We start from the raw sequence: 23,316 nt of genomic DNA on the forward strand, positions 1-23,316 counted from the left end.
TGAGAGAGGAATTCTTATCTCGCTCTAATCGCCCGCAACTAAAGCATACAAGAAGCAATAACGGACGATAAGAGTACGATTAGTTCAACTAGCGTCAGAGGGGGAAATATCCTGCTGACGAAGTTTTACTTTACAAAAAAGGTGGATTCGAGCGTGAAACTCATTCATTTAACTCATCCTCATCAAATGAAAACAGATGAAGCAGAGCCCGCAGTTATGGCTTTAGGATACTTTGACGGTGTTCATCTCGGCCATCAAAAGGTTATTCAAACAGCAAAAAAGATAGCGGCAGATTGCGGCTTTAAAAGTTCCGTCATGACATTTCACCCCCATCCGTCCGTTGTGCTCGGCAAGAAAGAGGCGCATGTAGAATACATTACACCTCTTCAAGCGAAAGCCCGAATATTGGAACAGATGGACATTGATACTTTATATGTTGTCAAATTTGATGAAGCGTTTGCTTCTCTGCTGCCGCAGCAATTTGTTGACGATTATATTATTAGGCTCAATGTCAAGCATGTCGTAGCGGGATTTGACTTCACATATGGACGTCTCGGAAAAGGAACGATGGAAACTTTACCATTTCATGCAAGAGGAGAGTTTACACAAACCATGATTGAAAAAGTAGAGCTTCATGAAGAAAAGGTCAGTTCCACGCTGCTTCGCAAGATGATTCGAGAAGGGCGCATGAAGGATATTCCTTCTGTGCTTGGCAGATTTTATACGGTAGAAGGAATTGTTGTTCACGGTGATAAACGCGGCCGGCAAATCGGCTTTCCTACGGCAAATATCGAAGCTGTCGATGCGTACATCTTACCTCCGACAGGTGTATATGCTGTGCGAATGAAAGTAAACGGGACATGGCACGATGGCGTATGCAATGTCGGATACAAGCCCACCTTCCAAAAGGATGAGAAGAAGCTGTCTGTAGAGGTTCATTTATTTGAATTTCAGGAGGACATTTACGGAAAACATGTTACGATTGAGTGGCATTTGCGCATTAGAGAAGAGAAAAAATTTAATGGCATTGATGAACTTGTCACGCAAATCAGCAAAGATAAGAAAACGGCTGAACAATATTTTCAGGAACAGCAAGAACAGACTTGCTTTTTCTAAGAAAACGTAGTATTCTAATCTACGTACTTTAATTGAACCATTTCTTGGCATGTCGAGTCACCAACGTATGCTAGGGAATTGGGGATTGATATTAGGGAGGTGAACAGGATGGCTTTAACACAAGAACGCAAAAATGAGATTATCGCTCAATATAAAACACATGATACTGACACTGGTTCTCCAGAGGTCCAAATCGCTGTCCTAACTGAGCAGATTAACACTCTTAACGGGCATTTACGTACTCATAAGAAGGATCATCATTCACGCCGTGGTCTTTTAAAGATGGTTGGTAAGCGTCGTAACTTACTTACTTACCTTCGCAACAAAGACATCACACGTTATCGTGAATTAATCAACAAGCTTGGCTTACGTCGATAGTCAAAAAAGCGGGATTATTCCCGCTTTTTTGTTAGGTAAAAATATGGTATTCTTTAATAGTTTTTTATCTTTTCGGAAATACTAGAGAAAGATATGATTGGCATATAATTTACTTTTACATAGAGGCAATTACATATTTTGAATTGAGAGGGGTACTTAAATGGGTCAAGAAAAGCAAGTCTTCTCTATACATTTAGCAGGACGCGAGCTGGTTGTAGAAGCAGGTCAGCTTGCAAAGCAAGCAAGCGGAGCCGTATTAATTCGATATGGCGACACAGCAGTGTTATCAACAGCGACTGCTTCTAAGGAGCCGAAAAGCGTAGGTTTCTTTCCTTTAACTGTAAACTATGAAGAACGTTTATATGCAGTAGGGAAAATTCCGGGAGGCTTTATTAAACGTGAAGGACGTCCAAGCGAAAAGGCGATTTTGGCAAGCCGTTTAATTGACCGTCCGATTCGTCCTCTGTTTGCAGACGGATTCCGTAATGAAGTGCAAGTGGTAAGCATAGTGATGAGCGTAGACCAAGATTGCTCCTCTGAAGTTGCAGCAATGTTTGGCTCTTCATTGGCTCTATCCGTATCGGATATCCCATTTGAAGGTCCGATTGCAGGTGTAGTTGTCGGACGAATTGATGGAGAATTTGTAATTAACCCGACGGTAGAGCAAGCAGAAAAAAGCGATATACATCTTGTTGTAGCGGGTACAAAAGATGCGATTAACATGGTAGAGGCTGGCGCACAAGAAGTACCGGAAGAAGTCATGCTAGAAGCAATTATGTTTGGTCATGAAGAAATCCAACGCTTAATTGCGTTCCAAGAAAAAATTGTACAAGCAATCGGCAAAGAAAAAAGGGAAATTGTCTTGTACGAAGTAGATACAGAGCTTGAAAAGCAAATTCGTGAAATTGCAGAAGTTGATATGAAGGCTGCGATTCAAGTATATGAAAAGCATGCTCGCGAAGAGGCAATCAGCGAAGTGAAAAAACGTGTAATTGAGCAGTTTGAAGCACAAGAAGCAGATGCTGCAACGATGGGGCAAGTAAGCGAAATCCTGTACAAGATGGTAAAAGAAGAAGTACGCCGTCTAATCACAGTTGAAAAGGTACGCCCAGACGGCCGCAGCATTGATGAAATTCGTCCGCTTGCTTCCGAAGTTGGATTGATGCCTCGTACGCATGGTTCCGGCCTATTTACACGAGGTCAAACACAGGCTCTCAGCATTTGTACACTAGGTGCGCTAGGCGATGTGCAGATTTTGGATGGGCTTGGCATCGAAGAATCCAAGCGATTCATGCATCACTACAACTTCCCGCTGTTCAGCGTTGGGGAAACAGGACCGATGAGGGGGCCTGGACGCCGTGAGATTGGTCACGGTGCACTCGGTGAGCGTGCGTTGGAGCCTGTTATTCCGTCTGAGAAGGACTTCCCTTACACAGTGCGTCTCGTATCTGAAGTACTGGAATCCAACGGTTCTACTTCGCAAGCTAGTATTTGTGCAAGCACGCTGGCGATGATGGATGCAGGGGTGCCGATTAAAGCGCCTGTAGCCGGCATTGCAATGGGGCTTGTGAAATCTGGCGAGCACTACACGATTTTAACAGATATCCAAGGCATGGAAGATCACCTTGGCGATATGGACTTTAAGGTAGCGGGTACAGCTAAAGGTGTAACTGCACTGCAAATGGATATTAAGATTGAAGGTCTTTCCCGTGAAATCTTAGAAGAAGCGCTGCAGCAGGCGAAAGCAGGCCGTATGCAAATTCTGGATCATATGCTGTCTGTCATTGACCAGCCGCGCACGGAGCTTTCTCCATATGCGCCTAAGATTTTAACAATGACGATTAACCCTGATAAGATTCGTGATGTAATTGGACCAAGCGGTAAGCAAATCAATAAAATCATTGAAGAAACAGGTGTTAAGATTGATATCGAACAAGACGGTACAGTCTTCATTTCTTCTACTAATGAAGAGATGAACCAAAAAGCGAAGAAAATCATCGAAGATATTGTTCGTGAGGTAGAGGTTGGACAAATTTACTTAGGTAAAGTAAAACGCATTGAGAAATTCGGCGCATTCGTCGAGCTGTTCAGCGGCAAAGACGGACTTGTCCACATTTCCGAGCTTGCTGAAGAACGTATTCCGAAGGTAGAGGACGTTGTGGCAATCGGGGATGAAATTCTTGTCAAAGTTATTGAAATTGACAAGCAAGGTCGTGTAAACCTATCCAGGAAAGTACTTTTAAAAGAGCAAAAAGAAAAAGAAGCGCAGCAATAATATATAAGGAGACGGGGGAATTTTTTCCTCGTCTCTTTTTTTATTGTCCAGCACCTGAACGAGCCGTCTGCGCTTTTCTTGTGTTCTAGAAGAGACAGGCTGTACATATTTTGTTACGAGGAGGGAATAGAATGAACCGAACGAAGCATGCAATCATTTGTACTTGTATAGTTTTGCTCAGTTTTTTTCTTGTGCAAAACTCATATACATCCGCTTATGTAGATGAAGTGAAACGGTCTGCTCTGCAAGTATCAAAGGCGGAAGACCCTTTATATGATGAAATTGCTGAAAAAGCGAAAGACTATGAAATTCCGGCTCAGGACGCGATTGTGGATAAGATTTGGAAAGCTACGCCTGGGTATAACGGACGTGCCGTCGATGTGCCTGCTTCTTACGAAAATATGAAGAAGCAAGGAGAGTTTAATGAAAAAAAACTCGTGTATACGGACATATCGCCAAAGGTTCATTTGCAGGATTTGCCGCCTGCGCCTATCTACAGAGGACATCCTGATAAAAAAATGATTGCTCTTACGATAAACGTTGCATGGGGGAACGAATATATCCCCACCATGTTAGAAATATTAAAAAAGCATCATGTATCTGCAACCTTTTTTTTGGAAGGACGCTGGGTAAAGGAGAACCCATCTTTGGCAAAAATGATTGTTGACGCAAAGCAAGAAGTAGGAAATCATTCTTATACGCATCCGGATATGAAAACATTATCTGCAGGCTCTATAGAAGAGCAACTTGTGAAAACAAATGAAATGATTGAAGCTGCAACAAATCAGAAGGTAAAATGGTTTGCTCCCCCAAGCGGCAGCTACCGAGATGAGGTCGTATCCATCGCATCAAGGCTCGGTATGGGTACCATTATGTGGACTGTTGATACAATTGACTGGCAGCGGCCGGAACCGAGCGTATTGATTCAGCGCGTCACAAAAAAGGCGCACAATGGTGCAATCGTGCTTATGCATCCTACGTCACCCACGGCGCAATCACTGGATACGCTCATTCAGCTGTTGAAAAAAGGAGGGTACAAAATTGGCACAGTATCTGAGCTTCTGAGTGAAAAGCGAATCGATTAAATGATTTGCATGACATGTGTTCACAAAATTGTTATGATTGAGTAATAAGCGCTAGCTGAACTAATCGGGCTCCTAGCGTCCGGCTTTTATTTGCAAATGCAGAAATTTTCGGACGGTTAGAGCGGGATAAATACAAAGTAATAGGAGGATGGCACTTGATCAATAAACATACTTGCAAAAACGGAGTAAGAATTGTATTTGAACATATTCCTACCGTTCGTTCTGTCGCCATCGGGGTATGGATTCATACGGGTTCCCGTCACGAGAACGAAAAAAATAATGGCATTTCCCATTTTTTAGAGCATATGTTCTTTAAAGGAACAACAACGCGGTCAGCCCGTGAAATTGCAGAGTCATTTGACAGCATCGGCGGCCAAGTTAATGCATTTACTTCTAAAGAGTATACGTGCTACTATGCTAAAGTGCTTGATGAGCATGCGGAGTACGCCTTAGAAGTTCTTTCGGATATGTTCTTTAATTCTACTTTTGTGGATGAAGAGCTGCAGAAAGAAAAGAATGTCGTATATGAAGAAATTAAAATGTACGAAGATACACCAGATGATATTGTGCATGATTTGCTGACGAAGGCTACATATGAAACGCATCCGCTTGGATATCCGATTCTCGGAACAGAAGGCACGCTGGCAACCTTTACAGGCGATACACTTCGTCAATATATGAAAGAACGCTATACGCCTGAAAATGTCGTGGTTTCCATTGCAGGAAATGTAAATGAATCCTTCATGAAAACGGTGGAAGATTATTTCGGAAGCTATGAAGGTACAACAAAACGCGAACAAATACATAGTCCTATTTTTCATCCAAATAAGGTTTCTCGCAAGAAGGAAACAGAGCAGGCGCACTTATGTCTCGGCTACAAAGGATTGAACGTGGGAGATGACAAAGTATACAGCTTAATTGTGCTGAACAACGTTCTAGGCGGAAGCATGAGCAGCCGTTTGTTTCAAGAAGTACGCGAGCAACGCGGTTTGGCCTACTCTGTATTCTCCTATCATTCCTCTTATGAAGATTCAGGAATGATGACAATCTACGCAGGCACTGGCAATCAGCAGCTTGAAACGCTCTATGAAACAATTCAGCAAACGCTTGATAAATTAAAGGATACAGGTATAACAGAAAAAGAGCTTGCCAACAGCAAAGAGCAGTTAAAAGGCAGTTTAATGCTCAGTCTCGAAAGTACGAACAGCCGTATGAGCCGAAATGGTAAAAATGAAATGCTTCTTGGCACGCATCGTTCGCTTGATGAAATGATTGAAAGCATCAACAGTGTGACAAAAGAAGATGTAGATGATTTGATTCATCAAACGTTTACAGAAGAATTTGCTGTCTCTCTCATCAGCCCGACAGGAGAGCTGCCGAAAGCACTTGCCTACAAGTAAAACTTGTAGGTATTTTTTATTGGGACACGGAATACGTAGTAAGTAAGGGGGGATATGTGTGAGGCTGAGCGAATTGAGCGGGAAGGAAATCGTGGATTTGGAACGCGCGGAACGGATGGGAGTATTGGGGCATGCCGATTTGGAAATCGATGAGCAGGATGGACGCATACATGCTCTGATTATTCCTGTCGGCAAGTGGGGAGCGTTTAAGCGTTCCCAGCAGGAAATACGTGTTTCCTGGAAGCGGATTAAAAAGGTTGGGCAGGATATGATTATTTTTGATTTGTCGGATTCAGAGCAAGTGTAAGCCGGTCCCTTTTGAGGGGCCGTTTTTTTTATGCAGAAAATAGGTGATTTTCCTAATGGTCAATCACCATGCTCTTGTACGATACATATGATGTTTTGTGAAAACAAAGAGATAGGCGCTTAGAATATAGAACAAAAAGAAGGTGAAGTAGGGGATGTTAACTGACATGCATATAGCCGTGATCGGAGGGGATGCCAGACAATTGGAGGTTATCCGAAAGATGATTGAACTCGATGCCAAGCTTTCTTTAATCGGGTTTGATCAGCTTGATCACGGTTTTACAGGAGCGGCCAAGGAGCAGATGCAAGAATTGGATTTTTCTTCCTTAGATGCTATTATACTGCCGGTAGCGGGCACGAATTTAGAAGGGCAGATTGATACCATTTTTTCAAATAAAAAGGTTGTGCTCACAAAGGAGCAAGTTGAGGAGACCCCGTCTCATTTTACTATTTATTCCGGAATCAGCAACGCGTACTTAGATGGATTGGCTGCATCAACAAACCGAAAGCTCGTCAAATTGTTTGAGCGTGATGATGTGGCGATATACAATTCCATTCCGACAGTAGAGGGAACTATTATGATGGTGATTCAGCATACAGACTACACTATTCACGGTTCTAAGGTTATGGTGCTGGGATTTGGGCGGACAGGAATGAGCGTAGCCCGTACATTTCAAGCGTTGGGTGCAAAGGTGCGGGTAGGAGCAAGGCGCTCAGAACATTTAGCTCGCATTACAGAAATGACTTTTGCTCCTTTTCATTTAAATGATTTAGAACAGGAAGTGCAGGATGCAGACATCGTAATTAATACGATTCCTCACCTCATTGTAACAGCAAGTATCATATCTAAAATGCCGGCTCACACTTTAATAGTAGATTTAGCATCTAAGCCGGGCGGAACGGATTTCCGTTATGCGGAAAAAAGAGGAGTGAAGGCGTTTTTGGCCCCAGGATTGCCAGGAATCGTTGCGCCAAAGACTGCCGGGCAGATTCTCGCGAATGTACTCACTTCTTTGCTGTCAGAAGATAAGGCGAGAAAGGAGAATGTAAAATGAGTTTAAAAGGAAAACGGATCGGCTTTGGATTAACAGGCTCACACTGTACGTACGAGGAAGTTATGCCCTATTTGCAGCAGCTTATCGATGAGGGGGCAGAGGTGCGTCCGGTCGTATCTTATACATTAAAAACAACGAATACGCGTTTTGGCGAAGGAGAGGAATGGATTAAAAAAATTGAAGAGATTACAGGTTATTCTGTAATTGATACCATTGTCAAAGCGGAGCCGCTCGGACCGAAAATTCCTCTTGATTGCATGGTAATTGCTCCTCTTACAGGAAATTCGATGAGCAAGCTCGCAAATGCGCTGACAGATTCGCCTGTGCTCATGGCTGCTAAAGCTACGCTTCGCAACTGGAAGCCTGTCGTGCTCGCCATCTCTACAAATGATGCGCTCGGCTTGAATGGTGTAAATTTAATGCGCCTGATGGCTGCAAGAAATATGTATTTTGTACCATTTGGCCAAGATGCGCCCGATAAGAAACCAAGTTCGATGGTAGCGCGTATGGAGCTGCTTCGAGACACAGTGGCTGCTGCATTGGAAGGCAAACAGCTGCAGCCTGTAGTTGTAGAAAAATACAAATATATGAATAAATAATCAAAAGCGCACAATAATTTTTTCGGAAAATTACTCAATCCTGCGCGATAATGTGGTATTATTGTTCTAATAAAGATGGGGGACGACTTTGTGCCCTGTCTTTTTATAAGTATATGGTGTACCTAGAAAGGGGTATAGTGATGGAAAAGAAACAATCTTTTCATGTCGCTGTAGTTGGAGCAACCGGCGCAGTTGGAGAACAAATGTTAAATACGTTAGAAAAACACAACTTCCCAATCGGCAAGTTGTCATTACTATCTTCGAAACGTTCAGCAGGAAAAACGATTCTCTTTAAAGGGGAAGAAGTTACTGTACAAGAAGCAACACCAGAAAGCTTTGAAGGTGTAGATATCGCTCTCTTTAGTGCAGGCGGATCTGTTTCTAAAGCGTTAGCACCAGAAGCAGCAAAGCGCGGCGCTATTGTAGTTGATAATACAAGCGCGTTCCGTATGGATCCGAACGTTCCGCTAGTAGTGCCGGAAGTAAACGAAAAAGATTTGTTAGAGCATAATGGAATTATTGCAAATCCGAACTGCTCCACAATTCAAATGGTAGTGGCGCTTGAGCCGCTTCGTCAAGCATATGGTTTGAAGCGAGTAATCGTTTCTACGTACCAAGCGGTTTCAGGAGCAGGTGCTTCCGCAATTGAAGAATTAAATGAACAAGCGCAAGCAGCGTTAAACGGCGAAGAAGTGAAGACAAATATTCTTCCTGTAAAGAGCGGTGAAAAGCATTATCAAATCGCATTTAACGCAATTCCGCAAATCGATGTGTTCGAAGAAAACGGCTTTACGTATGAAGAAATGAAAATGATTAATGAGACTAAGAAAATTATGCATATGCCAGAGTTAGAGGTGGCAGCAACTTGCGTGCGCCTTCCTGTAGTTGCTGGGCATTCTGAATCTGTTTACGTTGAAGTGGAAAAAGAAGGGGTAACTGTTGACGAAATCCGCGCATTACTTGCAGATGCAGAAGGAATCGTTCTTCAAGATAATCCAGCGGAGCAGCTATATCCAATGCCACTTTACGCAACAGGAAAAGAAGAAGTATTTGTTGGTCGAATCCGTAAAGACTTAAACAACGATAAAGGCTTCCACCTTTGGGTTGTTTCCGATAATCTATTAAAAGGAGCTGCATGGAACTCTGTTCAGATTGCAGAACGATTAATCAAACTAGGTTTAGTGTAACTTCTAAGAGGGTGCAAACATGAAAATCATTGTACAAAAATTCGGAGGTACATCCGTACGCGACGAAAATGGCAGAAAACATGCTTTTAAGCATATCTCGCAAGCGTTAGAGGAAGGCTATAAGGTCGTAACGGTTGTCTCTGCAATGGGACGAAAAGGCGAGCCTTACGCTACGGACACATTGCTTAGTCTCGTTGATGACAAGCAATTCCATATTTCCAAGCGTGAAAAAGATTTGCTGTTGTCCTGCGGGGAACTCATTTCAGCCGTTGTATTTTCCAATATGCTGAATGAAGCGGGAATTGAAGCTGCAGCGCTTACAGGGGCGCAAGCGGGATTTCTTACAAATGATGATTTTACAAATGCTAAAATTATTGAAATGAATTGCGAACGTGTATTAAAAGAACTTCGTGAGCACGATGTAGTAGTTGTGGCAGGCTTTCAAGGGCAAACGAAAAACGGCGACACAACTACGCTTGGGCGCGGAGGCAGCGATACATCTGCATCGGCACTGGGCGTTGCGTTAAATGCAGACTATATTGATATCTTTACAGATGTAGAAGGAATCATGACAGCAGACCCGCGCATTGTAAAAGATGCTCGTCCGCTGGATGTTGTCACGTATAATGAAATTTGCAACATGGCTTATCAAGGTGCGAAAGTCATTCATCCGCGTGCTGTGGAAATTGCGATGCATGCGAAGGTGCCTCTTCGTGTTCGTTCTACGTACTCTGACGGTACAGGAACGTTAGTTACGGCATATGAAGGCGCAGTGCAGGGGCAAGATGTGCAGGAACGCCCTGTTACAGGCATTGCTCACGTATCCAATGTCACGCAGATTAAAGTAATGGCAAAAGACGGCCCGTACGACTTGCAGGCGCAAGTGTTTAAGGAAATGGCGAATGAAAAAATCAGCGTTGATTTAATCAACATTTCCCCGACAGGTGTTGCTTATACAGTAAACGACGACGTAGCGGACCTGGCCATTGAGGTGCTTCGCAAAATTGGATATGAGCCGTTTGTTACAAGACATTGCGCAAAAGTATCTATTGTAGGAGCGGGCATGACAGGTGTTCCCGGGGTTACGTCACGCATTGTAACAGCTTTATCTGAAGCTGGTATTCAAATCCTGCAATCTGCCGACAGTCATACCACCATTTGGATGCTCGTCAATGAGAGCGATCTTGTTGAAGCAGTGAACGCTCTGCACAGTGCATTTGAACTATCTAAAGAAGCAGAAGATAGGGAGTGAGAATATGATCAATTTCGGAACTGTTGCAACAGCGATGGTAACCCCTTTTGACAGCAAAGGAAATGTCGATTTCGCAAAAACAACGCAATTGGTCAATTATTTGATTGAAAATGGAACAACTTCGCTTGTTGTATGCGGAACAACAGGCGAGTCTCCGACATTGACAACACAAGAGAAAGCAGCATTGTTCCGTCATGTTGTGACTGCTGTAAACGGGCGCGTTCCTGTCGTAGCAGGCACAGGCAGCAATAACACACAAGCTTCTATCGAATTGACAAAACTGGCAGAGGAAGCGGCTGTGGACGCGATTATGCTCGTTGCCCCGTACTATAACAAACCAAGTCAAGAGGGAATGTATCAGCATTTTAAAACGATTGCCGAGAGCACGAAGCTACCGGTTATGCTCTATAATATTCCAGGACGTTCTGTTGTCACAATGTCAGTTGATACAATTGTCCGTCTCTCTAAAATTCCTAACATCGTTGCAGTAAAAGATGCAGGTGGAGACGTGTTGGCGATGACGGAAGTGATTGAACAAACAGATGATGACTTCGCGGTATACAGCGGTGATGACGGATTGACATTGCCTGCAATGGCAATCGGAGCAAAGGGTGTTGTGTCTGTAGCGTCTCATGTCATCGGCAATGAAATACAGGAAATGATAGCTGTATTCCAAAATGGCGATATGAAAAAAGCGCAGGAGCTTCATCAGCTTTTATGGCGTGTAACAAAGGCTGTGTTTATGGCGCCGAACCCGACCCCTGTCAAAACGGCATTGCAAATGCTCGACATAAATGTAGGCTCTGTACGCTTGCCGCTTCTTCCTCTTTCTGAAGGAGAGCGTCAGCGTTTACAGGAAGTCATAGAATCTATCCCACGATAAATAAGAAAACAGCTCGGGCTTATTCCGAGCTGTTTTTTTGTTAAAAAGAATCGGCTTTGATTTTGGTGATGCCGATTGTGCTCTGTAAATTCTCCAATGACGTAAAAAAGAGAGTAAGTTGCTCCCGTGCGGGGACAATGAGACAAGCCGTTCACTTTTACAGGCTTGTTCAAAAGTTCATCCGGCATGGAGAGAAGTTCAGAAATAAGTTTCTTACGAGTATGAATCGCAAGCTGCAGGCATTCTTATTTTTCTGTTCTGTCTTATGATCCCTTCCTAGAAATTAGCTTGTATTCTAATTCTTGTATCAGGTATAATATTTCTAAGTGACTTAGTACGGGTATGCGCAGCGAAATTAGGAGGCAAGATAGGTGGAGACAAAAGAGACAGAATCAGTAAAGGTATTTGCCCTAGGGGGAGTAGGGGAAATCGGAAAAAACATGTATGGAGTGGAAATTGATTCGGATATTTTCATAGTGGATGCCGGACTTATGTTTCCGGAAGAAGAGATGTTCGGAATTGATATTGTAATCCCTGATATTACATACTTAGAAGCAAATAAAGAACGAGTAAAAGCATTGTTTTTAACACACGGTCACGAAGATCATATCGGAGGCATTGCATACGTACTAAGGAAGCTGCACATCCCTGTATACGGGACTCGTTTAACATTGGGGCTTGTGGAGGCGAAATTAAGCGAAGCGGGACTTTTAGGCCGTGTTAAATTAAAAACAATTGATGCAAACTCTGTCGTCAAATTTGAAACGACGTCCGTTTCCTTTTTCAGAACGAACCACAGCATCCCGGATTCAGTAGGAGTTGCCTTCGGCACATCGCAAGGCGCAGTTGTGTATACGGGAGACTTCAAGTTTGATCAAACGCCGGTGGACAAGTACAGCGCGGACATTGGGAAAATGGCGCAGCTCGGCAACGAAGGCGTGCTTTGTCTATTATCGGACAGCACAAATGCAGAGCGTCCCGGCTATACGGGATCAGAAAAAGCTGTCGGAGTAGAGATTTCAAAAGAATTTTACAGTGCGGAAGGACGCATTCTGATAGCGTCGTTCGCTTCTAACGTGCACCGCATTCAGCAAGTATTCGATGCGGCTTATGAACACGGACGCAAGGTGGCGGTTGTCGGAAGAAGCATGGTCAAGGTGGTGGATATCGCTTATAACCTCGGATATTTGCATATTCCAGACGGTATGCTCATTTCGCTTCAAGATATTGACAGCTATCCGGAGCGGAAAGTGGCGATTTTAACAACAGGAAGTCAAGGCGAGCCGATGGCGGCGCTTTCCCGCATGGCAAAGCAAGCGCATAAACAAGTAGCCATTCGCAAAGGTGATACCGTAATTATTGCAGCTTCACCGATTCCAGGAAATGAAACATCTGTTTCCAAAACAATCGACCTGCTGTTTCGGGCAGGTGCAAATGTTGTATATTATGGAGAAAAGAAAGTTCACGTATCGGGTCACGGCAGTCAGGAAGAGCTGAAGCTTATGCTCAATTTGATGAAGCCGAAATATTTTATGCCTGTACACGGGGAGTTCCGTATGCAAAAAGCGCATGCGAAGCTTGGAGAAGATGTCGGCATGGACCGTAATGATATTTTTCTTGTGGATAAGGGAGAAGTCATTGAGTTTCAAAACGGCGTAGCCAAGCATGGAGCAAAGGTACCGGCCGGCAACGTCCTCATTGATGGATTGGGTGTTGGCGATGTAGGAAATATTGTGCTTCGCGACCGCAAGCTGTTATCACAAGACGGTATTCTTGTTGTGGTAATCACCCTTAGTAAGGAAGCAAAAACAATCGTATCCGGTCCGGAAATTATCTCCCGCGGATTTGTCTATGTGCGTGAATCTGAGAAGCTTATTGATGACTCTGCTAAAATGGTACGAGAAATTGTTGAGCAGTCCATTAGAGAATATTCTATTGAATGGTCTACATTAAAACAAAGCGTCCGCGATGCACTCAGTCAATTTTTATTTGAAAAAACAAAACGAAAACCTATGATTTTACCCATTATTATGGAAGTGTAAAAGTGCTCTGATGAGCACTTTTTCTTTTTTCTACATGAAAAACGGAACATGACAAATACTACTTAATATAATAGCGAAAGGAGCATCATCCATGGCAGATCGCGAATACATAACAAGCGAAGATACCGAGAAAAAGGAAACAAAAGATTCAATCGTTGAGAAAATTCAGCAGCTCGGACAAACGAACGTTCCTCAAATGAGTGAATCTCGGATTCATTGCTTAACGATTGTTGGGCAAATTGAAGGCCACGTTCAGCTACCGCCGCAAAATAAAACAACAAAGTATGAGCACCTCATTCCGCAAATTGTGGCAATTGAGCAAAATCCGAAAATTGAAGGACTGCTTATTTTATTAAATACAGTAGGAGGAGACGTGGAAGCCGGGCTTGCTATTTCAGAGATGATCGGTTCTCTCTCAAAGCCCACTGTTTCCATTGTACTCGGAGGAGGGCATAGCATCGGCGTTCCGATTGCAGTCGCTACCGATTACTCTTACATTGTAGAAACAGCCACGATGACCATTCATCCAATCCGCTTGACTGGACTTGTCATTGGTGTACCGCAAACGTTTGAATACCTCGATAAAATGCAAGAGCGGGTTGTTCGTTTTGTGACGAAGCATTCTAACATTACAGAAGACCGTTTTAAGGAATTGATGTTTGCAAAAGGGAATTTAACGCGTGACATTGGTACGAACGTTGTCGGTTCTGATGCGGTAAAATACGGTTTAATTGATGAAGTAGGCGGAATTGGAGAGGCGATTCGCAAGCTGAACGAGATGATTGAAGCTCGTCAGCAAGAAGGCGGGCAGATGCTGCAATGATTTTATACACGATTGTACCTGAGCAGCTCATCTATCCGATTGACGATAGGGTATATGCAAAACAAAAAATTGTAAACTGCAACGGGATTGATATGGTTGTTGAAGCATGCGGGGACAGCGGCTATTCTATTATACGCATTTTAAGCAGCGATCCGCAGCATTACTTGCAATATCAGCCGGGGCAAAGAGTCTGGATTCATTGAAAAAGAAGGAAATTCCAATGCGTGTATGGTATACTATACAGGAAAAAGAATGAAGCAGCCAAGCATGGCTGCTTTCTTACGTTTGTTCAACAGAGGTGAAGAAATGGCAAAGCAAAAGCAGAGAGGTAAAAAAACAAAGGAAAGACAATCCAATCAGCCTACTATGTATTACGAAATTATCGGTTTGACTCTTTTCGCGCTCTCTCTTATTACCATATTGCAGCTTGGGATTGTGGGGAAAGCGTTTGTTCTGTTCTTTCGCTTTTTCTTTGGCGAGTGGTACATGATCGGTGTGCTTGGGGCTATAGTGTTATCCGTTTATTTTGTAATGAAAAGACAATGGCCGAATCTATTTCATAAAAGATTAATCGGCATCTATTTTATTGTAATGGCGATTCTCATGTTCAGCCATATTACATTGTTCAATCTTTTGACGAAAAACGGCCAGTTTCCAAGTCCGTCCGTTATTTTGAGCACAAAGGAATTATTCTTTATAGAAGCGAAGAAAGAAATCGGCTCTGGTAATTTAGGCGGAGGCATGCTCGGAGCGGTCATGTTTGCTTCCTGCTATTTTCTGTTTGATGAGACGGGTGCGTATATCATCGGTGTCATTTTTGTGCTGTTAGGCATCTTATGTATTACAAACAAGCATCTCGGAGAAGTGCTTGCTCCTGTCCTGTATCTTATTAAGAAGCAGCTGAGCGCCTTCGGGACAGATTATAAGGATTGGAAAGAAAACCGAGCTGCACAAAGAACAGAGAAGAAAAAGACAGTAAAGACGAGAAGCGAGCGCTATAAGAAAGAAGAAGAAAGTCCGGATTCAGATGAGTATGAAGAAGAGGTAGATGTAACGCCTCCTATTATCTCAAACTTTGCAGAGCGCACGCTTGCAGAACCGGATATCGCAGAGAAACTGCCAATCGCTCCTGCTGCAGAGCTGTCTGAAGAAGAAGTGCCGCAGCAAAAGCGTTCCCAAAAACGGGCGGAACCGATTGATCCAGGGCCGCCCATGCAATTTGTGAATGTGGAGAATAAGGATTATAAGCTTCCGCCGGTGGAATTATTGTACCTTCCGGAAAATGGCCATGTAACAGACGAAAATGAACTTATTTATGAAAATGCGCGCAAGCTCGAGCGTACGTTCAAGAGCTTTGGCGTAAAAGCAAAGGTCACAAAAGTACATAGAGGACCGGCTGTTACAAAATATGAGGTATACCCGGACATGGGGGTAAAGGTAAGCAAAATTGTCAGTTTAAGCGACGATTTGGCGCTGGCTTTAGCTGCTAAAGACATTCGTATTGAGGCGCCGATTCCGGGGAAATCCGCGATCGGTATTGAGGTGCCGAATTCTGAGGTAGCGATGGTAACGTTGCGAGAGGTGCTGGAGTCAAAAGGCAACAGCCGGCCGGAGGAAACGCTTCTCATCGGACTTGGGCGTGACATTACGGGTGAGGCGGTTATGGCGATGCTGAATAAAATGCCCCACTTACTGGTGGCCGGCGCTACGGGAAGCGGAAAGAGCGTATGTATTAATGGCATTATTACAAGCATTTTAATGCGGGCTAAGCCTCACGAAGTGAAAATGATGATGATTGATCCGAAAATGGTTGAACTCAATGTATATAACGGGGTGCCGCACTTGCTCGCTCCTGTTGTAACAGATCCGAAAAAAGCGTCGCAGGCCTTGAAAAAAGTAGTAAGTGAAATGGAGCGCCGCTATGAGCTGTTTGCGCACAGCGGAACGCGAAATATTGAAGGGTATAACGATTACGTGCAGCACTATAATGAGAATGCAGAGGCGAAGCAGCCGACATTGCCTTATATTGTAGTGATTGTGGATGAGTTGGCGGATTTAATGATGGTCGCTTCATCTGATGTGGAAGATTCTATCATGCGTCTGGCACAAATGGCTCGCGCAGCAGGCATTCACTTGATTATCGCTACGCAGCGTCCTTCAGTGGATGTTATCACAGGTCTAATTAAAGCAAATATTCCTTCGCGCATTGCATTTGCCGTTTCATCCCAAACCGATTCAAGGACAATCTTGGATTCCGGAGGAGCCGAAAAGCTGCTCGGGCGCGGAGATATGCTGTTCCTTCCTGTAGGGGCATCAAAGCCGGTGCGCGTGCAAGGAGCATTTTTATCTGATGCAGAGGTTGAGAGCATAGTAGAGTTTGTCATTTCTCAGCAAAAAGCGCAATATCAAGAGGATATGATTCCGCAGGCGTCCGACTCCATGCAGCAATCAGAGGACGATTTGTATGAAGAAGCTGTACAGCTTGTAGTAGACATGCAAACCGCATCCGTTTCTATGCTGCAGCGCAGATTCCGCATTGGTTATACGAGAGCTGCACGCCTGATTGATGTAATGGAGGCGAACGGCATTGTTGGTCCATATGAAGGAAGCAAGCCGAGGGAAGTGTTGATTAAAGACATTCAGGAAATGAGCTCGTAAAAAAACGGAAGGGGCCCCTTTCGTTTTCTTTTTTTGAAAAGTGTTTGTTAAGGGAGAGCGCTGCAGCTTAAGCGGTAATCTAAAATATAGTTTTTGGCGTGAAAATGCCAAAAGGCGCCTTTAAGAGAGAATAGTATGCCTGTTTGATGGATAAACTGATTGCACAAACTTATAAAATGAAGGATTTTGTCGAATCGTGTTGACATCATATGGAGCCTATGATAAGATTTATCCCGGAATAAATAAGGAACCTCATATAATTATGGAGATATGGTCCAGAAGTTTCTACCTAGCAGCCTTAAATTGCTAGACTATGAGGAGAGTGGCAACGTATAGGTCTGTACATACAGCCCCTGCGCTCCAGCTTTCTCACGATGCGAGAAATGTTGAAGCTCGGGGGCTTTTTTACGGACGAAGCTATACAAATATTTGTATTTGAAAAATTATTAACATTTATTCGACAAAGGACAACTTTTATATTTTGATTTTTACAATTTCGTGATATAGTAGGGTTGGAAAAAGAAGAAAAGATGTCTTACATCAGAGGTCGAATAAGTGAAGTACTGGGGGATTAGTATGTCAATCAGGTCAGATAACCGACATCTTTATTTACGAGTCATAGACCGCATTAAAGAAGATATCAAAAATGGGGTGTATAAAGAAAAACAAAAATTGCCCTCGGAATTTGATTTAGCGAAGGAACTTGGTGTTTCCCGAGCGACATTGCGCGAAGCTCTTCGTATTTTAGAAGAGGAGAATGTCGTCATTCGCCGTCATGGCGTTGGAACTTTTGTAAACGCTAAACCGCTGTTCTCGTCTGGGATTGAGCAACTTTACAGCATCACGGATATGATAACAGATGCCGGAAAGCAACCAGGAACAATTTTTCTTTCCTCTTCGCTTACAAGCTTAACGGAAGAAGAAAAAGAAAAGTTTCGCTGCATGGAAGATATGGACGCTTTGGCGATTGAACGTGTTAGAACGGCAGATGGGGAACCGGTCGTATATTGCGTGGATAAAACTCCACAGCATATTTTGCCAGATCTGTCGGATTATAAGGAAGAATCGCTGCTCAGCATCATCCATAAAAAAACAAGCAAACGCATTACGTATGCAGTTGCACACATTGAGCCGCTTGGATATCATCCAAAGATTTCGCCGATTTTAGAGTGTGATCCGGAAACGGCGCTTCTTGTTCTTAAGCAAATGCATTATGACCAAAGCGACGAACCGATTTTATACTCTATCAACTATTTCCGGGCTGATAAATTCAGCTTCCATGTCTTGCGAAAACGTATTTAATGTCCCTTATTTTGAGGAGGTGACATCGTTCAAAAGGGGCATCGACAATTATGTACAGATTAATCTAGGAGGGGTTCTAGTATGAAGAAAAAGGCGGGCCTGTTATTATCATTAACTTTAGCGGCAAGCACAATTTTAGGCGCTTGCGGAAGCGCTAACAAAACAGAGACCAAAGGCGGAGAGAAAAAAGCAGCAAACTTTAAAGTAGGTATGGTTACAGATACTGGCGGGGTAAACGACAAATCCTTTAACCAATCAGCTTGGGAAGGATTAACGAAATTCGGAAAAGACAACGGCCTAAAAGAAAATGAAGGCTATCGCTATCTGCAATCCGAAAAGGAATCAGATTATCTGCCCAACTTAACAAAATTCGGTGAATCGAACTTCGATTTAACGTTTGGTATCGGCTTCCTAATGGCTGATGCAGTCGGCAAAGCAGCTGATCAATTCAAGAAAAATCAATTCGCTATCGTTGATATGGTAGTAAACAAGCCAAACGTAACAAGCATCGTATTCAAAGAAAATGAAGGTTCTTTCCTTGTCGGCGCGGTTGCTGCGATGACTACAAAAACAAATAAAATCGGCTTCATCGGCGGCGTAGAGAGCGATTTGATCAAGAAGTTCCAATACGGCTTCATCGCAGGTGCAAAAGCAGTTAACCCTAAAATTGAAATCGTATCTCAATATGCAGGCGACTTCAATAACATCGCTAAAGGTACACAATTGGCTTCCACAATGTATGGTCAAGGTGTAGATGTAATTTACCATGCAGCTGGCGGAACAGGAAACGGCGTGTTCACAGAAGCGAAAAACCGCAAGAAAAAAGGACAAACAGTTTGGGTAATCGGTGTTGACCGTGACCAGCATCAAGAAGGTATGCCTGAAAACGTAACATTAACTTCCATGGTTAAACGTGTAGATATCGCGGTTGAAGATGTTGCGAAAGAAATGAAAGACGGCAAGCTTAAAGGCGGTTCAATTAAAGAATTCGGTCTGAAAGACAAAGGTATCGATATCGCTCCGACAACTGACAACGTAAGCAAAGATGCGTTAGCGAAGGTTGAAGAGTTTAAAAAGAAAATTTTAGATGGCACAATCAAAGTTCCAGCTACTGCGGACGAATATAAAACATACGAAGCTTCTCTGCCTAAGTAAGACCGCAGAGAAATAGCAAAGGTTAGTTCTTTGAACTAACCTTTGTATGTATATAAAACCAGCTAGAAAAGTATGGAACTTCCATCAAGGGAGGTTAATTCATGGAATATGTAATTGAGATGAATAACATTACAAAAGTATTCCCGGGCATCAAAGCAAACGATAATATTACCCTGCGAGTGCAAAAAGGAGAAATCCACGCTTTGCTTGGTGAGAATGGTGCAGGAAAATCCACATTGATGAATATCCTGTTCGGCTTGTATCAGCCGGAAGAAGGCGAAATCAAGATCCAAGGCAAACCGGTAAAGATTACAAGCCCGAACGTTGCGAATGAATTGGGAATCGGCATGGTGCATCAGCATTTTATGCTTGTGCACAACTTTACTGTTACTGAAAATATTATTTTAGGAAATGAGCCGAAAAAAGGCGGAAAAATCAACATCGAGGATGCAGCTGCTGAAATCAAAAAGCTTTCTGAGCAGTACGGATTAGCAGTAGACCCACATGCGAAAATCGAAGATATTTCTGTAGGTATGCAGCAGCGTGTAGAGATCTTAAAAACGTTATACCGCGGCGCTGAGATTTTAATTTTCGACGAGCCGACAGCAGTGCTGACGCCGCAAGAAATTCATGAATTGATCGGCATCCTGAAGCGTCTTGTGCAAGAAGGAAAATCCATTGTTCTTATTACTCATAAATTAAAAGAAATTATGGAAGTATGTGATCGTTGTACGATCATTCGTAAAGGGAAAGGCATTGGAACAGTAGATATTGCAACTACGAATGAACAGCAGCTTGCAGAGCTTATGGTGGGACGTGAAGTCAGTTTCAAAACTGAAAAGTCAGACGCCCAACCTCAACAAAATGTACTGCAAATTTCGAATCTCATTGTAAATGATTCGCGCAACTTGCCTGCTGTAAAAGGACTTGACTTAACTGTTCGTGCAGGAGAGATTGTAGGGATTGCGGGCGTAGACGGAAACGGTCAAAGCGAGCTTATCGAAGCGATTACGGGTTTACGAAAAGTTGAGTCAGGCTCTATTACATTAAATGATAAAGATGTGACGAACTGGCCGACTCGCCGCATTACAGAAGAAGGTGTGGGGCATATTCCGGAAGACCGTCATAAACACGGGCTTGTTCTTGATTTCTCCATTGGCGACAATATGGTATTGCAGACATACCATAAACCGCCGATTTCATCTAAAGGCATATTAAACTTTGGCAAGGTATACGAAAAAGCGAAAGCTTTAATTCAGCAATTCGACGTTCGTACACCAAGCGAACATACGCCAGCACGTGCTCTTTCGGGCGGAAACCAGCAAAAAGCAATTATCGCCCGTGAAGTAGACCGCGATCCAGACCTGCTGATTGCGGCGCAGCCGACGCGGGGCTTGGATGTAGGAGCAATTGAATTCATTCACAGAAAGCTAGTGGAACAGCGCGATAAAGGAAAAGCCGTTCTGCTCCTTTCTTTAGAGCTGGACGAGATTATAAACGTGAGCGATCGCATCGCTGTTATTTATGAAGGTCAAATCGTCGGCATTGTCAATGCAAAAGAAACGAACGAGCAGGAGCTTGGTTTGTTAATGGCCGGCGGAACGCAAGGAGAGAAGGTGAACACAAATGCGTAAAGGTTTCTTAACGCCTCGTACGATTGATATATTAGTACCGGTATTTTCCGCTTTGTTTGGACTTTTAGTCGGAGCGATTGTTATGCTTGTCAGCGGATACGACCCTGTTGTTGGATATAGTGCACTCCTTGATGGCATGTTCGGAAATCCGCGTGCGGTCGGCGAAACCATTCGTGCTATGCTTCCGCTTGTGTTAGCCGGACTTTCTGTAGCGTTTGCATTTCGTACAGGCTTATTCAATATCGGTGTAGAAGGTCAGCTGCTAGTGGGATGGCTTGCATCTGTATGGGTCGGCTATGCACTGGACTTACCAAAGATCATTCATCTTCCTTTATCTATTTTGGCAGCTGCGGTTGCCGGAGGAATCTGGGGCTTCGTTCCCGGTTATTTAAAAGGGAAGTTTAAGGTGAACGAAGTTATTGTAACAATTATGATGAACTATATTGCACTATATGTGACGTATGATTTAATTAAACGTTTCTTGCATGCAGGAAATGAAAAATCGTATGACGTCAAAGAAAGCGCTTCTCTCGCTTCTTCATGGCTGTCTTCTTTAACAGGCGGCTCCCGTCTTCACTGGGGCATTATCGTAGTGCTGTTAGCAGCCGTGCTTATGTGGTTTTTATTGGACCGTACAACGCTTGGGTATGAACTAAAAGCGGTTGGATATAACCAGCATGCTTCTCATTATGCGGGTATGCAAGTTTCTCGCAATGTTATTCTTTCTATGACAATTGCAGGTGCTTTTGCAGGTATTGCAGGTTCTATGGAAGGTTTAGGTACGTTCCAGTATATGACAGCTATGACGTCGTTTACAGGAGTCGGTTTTGACGGTATCGCTGTCGCTTTATTAGGGATGAACAATCCATTCGGCATTATTTTATCAGCTTTATTGTTTGGCGGCCTGAAAAGCGCGGCTCCGCAAATGAACTTTACAGCGAACGTACCGTCTGAGCTCATTAATGTAATTGTGGCATGTATTATTTTCTTTGTGGCATGCAGCTACGTTATTCGCTGGGCTTTGACTCGTTTTAGCAAGGAGGGGAAATAAATGAGCTTCCTAGATGTCTTAGCTATTATTATACAAGGGACATTATATACTGCAGCTCCTCTCATTTTCACTGCTCTTGGCGGCATATTCAGTGAAAGATCCGGTGTTGTAAATATTGCTCTGGAAGGTTTAATGCTATTCGGTGCTTTTATCGGTATTGTGACTACTCTTTTAATGGGTGATACTTGGGGGGCTGCTGCTCCTTGGATTTCTCTTGTCATCGCTGCAATTGGCTGCGGATTATTTGCCCTGCTGCATGCCGTTGCATCCATTACGTTTAAAGCGGATCAGGTAGTAAGCGGTGTAGCTATCAACTTCCTGTCCCTTGGTTTAACAGTTTTTGCGATTAAAAAGATTTTTGGAAAAGGACAGACGGACGTAATTCAATATCGTATTGATAAAATTGATATTCCGGGCTTATCTGACATTCCGGTTCTTGGCAAGTTGTTTTTCACGTCTATTCCATTAACATCTTATATTGCGATTGCTTTAGTTTTTGTCGTTTGGTATATCATTTATAAAACACCGTTCGGCCTTCGTCTTCGTGCAGTGGGCGAGCATCCGATGGCTGCTGATACAATGGGAATCAACGTGTATAAAATGCGCTATACAGCCGTAGCCATCTCCGGTATGTTCGCTGGATTGGGCGGAGCAGTATTCGCTACATCTATCTCCAACAATTTCTCCGGCGGAACGATTGCTGGACAAGGTTTCTTGGCATTAGCAGCGATGATCTTCGGAAAATGGCATCCAATCGGTGCTCTAGGCGCTGCGCTGTTCTTCGGTTTTGCGCAGTCTCTGGGTGTTACAGGCGGAACGCTGCCGCTATTGCAGAACATCCCTCCTGTTATTTTGATTATATTGCCGTATGTGCTTACGATTTTTGCTCTTGTGGGCTTTGTAGGGCGTTCTGAGGCGCCGAAGGCACTCGGCACCCCGTACGAAAAGGGAAAACGTTAAGAAAGCGGAGCCGGCTTGTTCAGGTGCAAAGCTAGACATGCCCCTTTTATGCTCCCTTATCTTTTACACAAAAAACTCGCGCGTGCAGCGCGAGTTTTTTTGTGCAAAAGCAAATAAACATGATTTTTTCTCATACAATAGCGATAAACTCTATA

19 protein-coding genes, 1 pseudogene and 1 riboswitch are annotated in these 23,316 nt (G+C 43.5%); all 20 genes and pseudogenes read left to right on the forward strand.

Going from position 1 to position 23,316, the window contains the following annotated elements; translation table 11 throughout:
- Positions 1 to 153 precede the first annotated feature (153 nt).
- The 20 genes and pseudogenes from ribF to H540_RS0101130 all read left to right on the forward strand — a co-directional run bounded on the left by ribF (position 154) and on the right by H540_RS0101130 (position 23,161).
- Positions 154 to 1,126: pseudogene (gene ribF, locus H540_RS0101035) on the forward strand (bifunctional riboflavin kinase/FAD synthetase).
- Positions 1,127 to 1,224: 98 nt separating this feature from the next.
- On the forward strand, positions 1,225 to 1,494 hold the full coding sequence (gene rpsO, locus H540_RS0101040; protein WP_028399026.1) for a 30S ribosomal protein S15: 270 nt from the start codon (positions 1,225 to 1,227) through the stop codon (positions 1,492 to 1,494).
- 160 nt (positions 1,495 to 1,654) lie between these two features.
- On the forward strand, positions 1,655 to 3,769 hold the full coding sequence (pnp, locus tag H540_RS0101045) for a polyribonucleotide nucleotidyltransferase (RefSeq protein ID WP_028399027.1): 2,115 nt from the start codon (positions 1,655 to 1,657) through the stop codon (positions 3,767 to 3,769).
- A gap of 131 nt (positions 3,770 to 3,900) precedes the next feature.
- Positions 3,901 to 4,854 carry a polysaccharide deacetylase family protein gene (locus H540_RS0101050; RefSeq protein ID WP_081414956.1) on the forward strand — a complete coding sequence of 318 codons (954 nt, stop codon included), beginning with the start codon at positions 3,901 to 3,903 and terminating at the stop codon, positions 4,852 to 4,854.
- A 155-nt stretch (positions 4,855 to 5,009) separates the two neighbouring features.
- Entirely contained in the window at positions 5,010 to 6,254 is a 1,245-nt protein-coding gene (locus tag H540_RS0101055) for a M16 family metallopeptidase (RefSeq protein ID WP_028399029.1), read from the forward strand.
- Positions 6,255 to 6,312: 58 nt separating this feature from the next.
- On the forward strand, positions 6,313 to 6,561 hold the full coding sequence (locus H540_RS0101060; RefSeq protein WP_028399030.1) for a YlmC/YmxH family sporulation protein: 249 nt from the start codon (positions 6,313 to 6,315) through the stop codon (positions 6,559 to 6,561).
- A gap of 154 nt (positions 6,562 to 6,715) precedes the next feature.
- Entirely contained in the window at positions 6,716 to 7,615 is a 900-nt protein-coding gene (gene dpaA, locus H540_RS0101065) for a dipicolinic acid synthetase subunit A (protein ID WP_028399031.1), read from the forward strand.
- A complete protein-coding gene (locus H540_RS0101070; protein WP_028399032.1) occupies positions 7,612 to 8,214 on the forward strand; it encodes a dipicolinate synthase subunit B in 603 nt (200 codons plus the stop codon). Before dpaA ends, H540_RS0101070 begins: the two co-directional genes overlap by 4 nt.
- A 140-nt stretch (positions 8,215 to 8,354) precedes the next feature.
- Positions 8,355 to 9,401, forward strand: coding sequence for an aspartate-semialdehyde dehydrogenase (asd, locus tag H540_RS0101075; RefSeq protein WP_028399033.1), 1,047 nt, complete (start codon positions 8,355 to 8,357; stop codon positions 9,399 to 9,401).
- A gap of 19 nt (positions 9,402 to 9,420) precedes the next feature.
- Positions 9,421 to 10,653, forward strand: coding sequence for an aspartate kinase (gene dapG / locus H540_RS0101080; protein ID WP_028399034.1), 1,233 nt, complete (start codon positions 9,421 to 9,423; stop codon positions 10,651 to 10,653).
- 4 nt (positions 10,654 to 10,657) lie between these two features.
- Positions 10,658 to 11,536, forward strand: a complete 879-nt coding sequence (gene dapA, locus H540_RS0101085) for a 4-hydroxy-tetrahydrodipicolinate synthase (protein ID WP_028399035.1) — start codon at positions 10,658 to 10,660, stop codon at positions 11,534 to 11,536.
- A gap of 371 nt (positions 11,537 to 11,907) precedes the next feature.
- Entirely contained in the window at positions 11,908 to 13,578 is a 1,671-nt protein-coding gene (locus H540_RS0101090; RefSeq protein WP_028399036.1) for a ribonuclease J, read from the forward strand.
- 91 nt (positions 13,579 to 13,669) lie between these two features.
- On the forward strand, positions 13,670 to 14,401 hold the full coding sequence (locus H540_RS0101095; RefSeq protein ID WP_028399037.1) for a ClpP family protease: 732 nt from the start codon (positions 13,670 to 13,672) through the stop codon (positions 14,399 to 14,401).
- Entirely contained in the window at positions 14,398 to 14,604 is a 207-nt protein-coding gene (locus tag H540_RS0101100) for a YlzJ-like family protein (protein WP_028399038.1), read from the forward strand. The genes H540_RS0101095 and H540_RS0101100 overlap by 4 nt, the downstream gene beginning before the upstream one ends.
- Positions 14,605 to 14,707: 103 nt before the next feature.
- Positions 14,708 to 17,059: a DNA translocase FtsK gene (locus H540_RS0101105; RefSeq protein ID WP_028399039.1), complete on the forward strand. Its 2,352-nt coding sequence runs from the start codon at positions 14,708 to 14,710 to the stop codon at positions 17,057 to 17,059.
- Between the two features lie 232 nt (positions 17,060 to 17,291).
- Positions 17,292 to 17,393, forward strand: a riboswitch (purine riboswitch).
- A gap of 242 nt (positions 17,394 to 17,635) precedes the next feature.
- Entirely contained in the window at positions 17,636 to 18,361 is a 726-nt protein-coding gene (locus tag H540_RS0101110) for a GntR family transcriptional regulator (protein WP_028399040.1), read from the forward strand.
- 81 nt (positions 18,362 to 18,442) lie between these two features.
- A complete protein-coding gene (locus tag H540_RS0101115) occupies positions 18,443 to 19,516 on the forward strand; it encodes a BMP family lipoprotein (RefSeq protein ID WP_028399041.1) in 1,074 nt (357 codons plus the stop codon).
- A 101-nt stretch (positions 19,517 to 19,617) separates the two neighbouring features.
- Entirely contained in the window at positions 19,618 to 21,150 is a 1,533-nt protein-coding gene (locus tag H540_RS0101120; RefSeq protein ID WP_028399042.1) for an ABC transporter ATP-binding protein, read from the forward strand.
- Positions 21,143 to 22,201, forward strand: a complete 1,059-nt coding sequence (locus H540_RS0101125) for an ABC transporter permease (RefSeq protein WP_028399043.1) — start codon at positions 21,143 to 21,145, stop codon at positions 22,199 to 22,201. The genes H540_RS0101120 and H540_RS0101125 overlap by 8 nt, the downstream gene beginning before the upstream one ends.
- Positions 22,202 to 23,161, forward strand: coding sequence for an ABC transporter permease (locus H540_RS0101130; RefSeq protein ID WP_028399044.1), 960 nt, complete (start codon positions 22,202 to 22,204; stop codon positions 23,159 to 23,161).
- The last annotated feature ends 155 nt before the right edge of the window (positions 23,162 to 23,316 follow it).

This window comes from Ectobacillus panaciterrae DSM 19096 (genome assembly GCF_000430785.1).
GTDB lineage: Bacteria > Bacillota > Bacilli > Bacillales > Bacillaceae_G > Ectobacillus > Ectobacillus panaciterrae.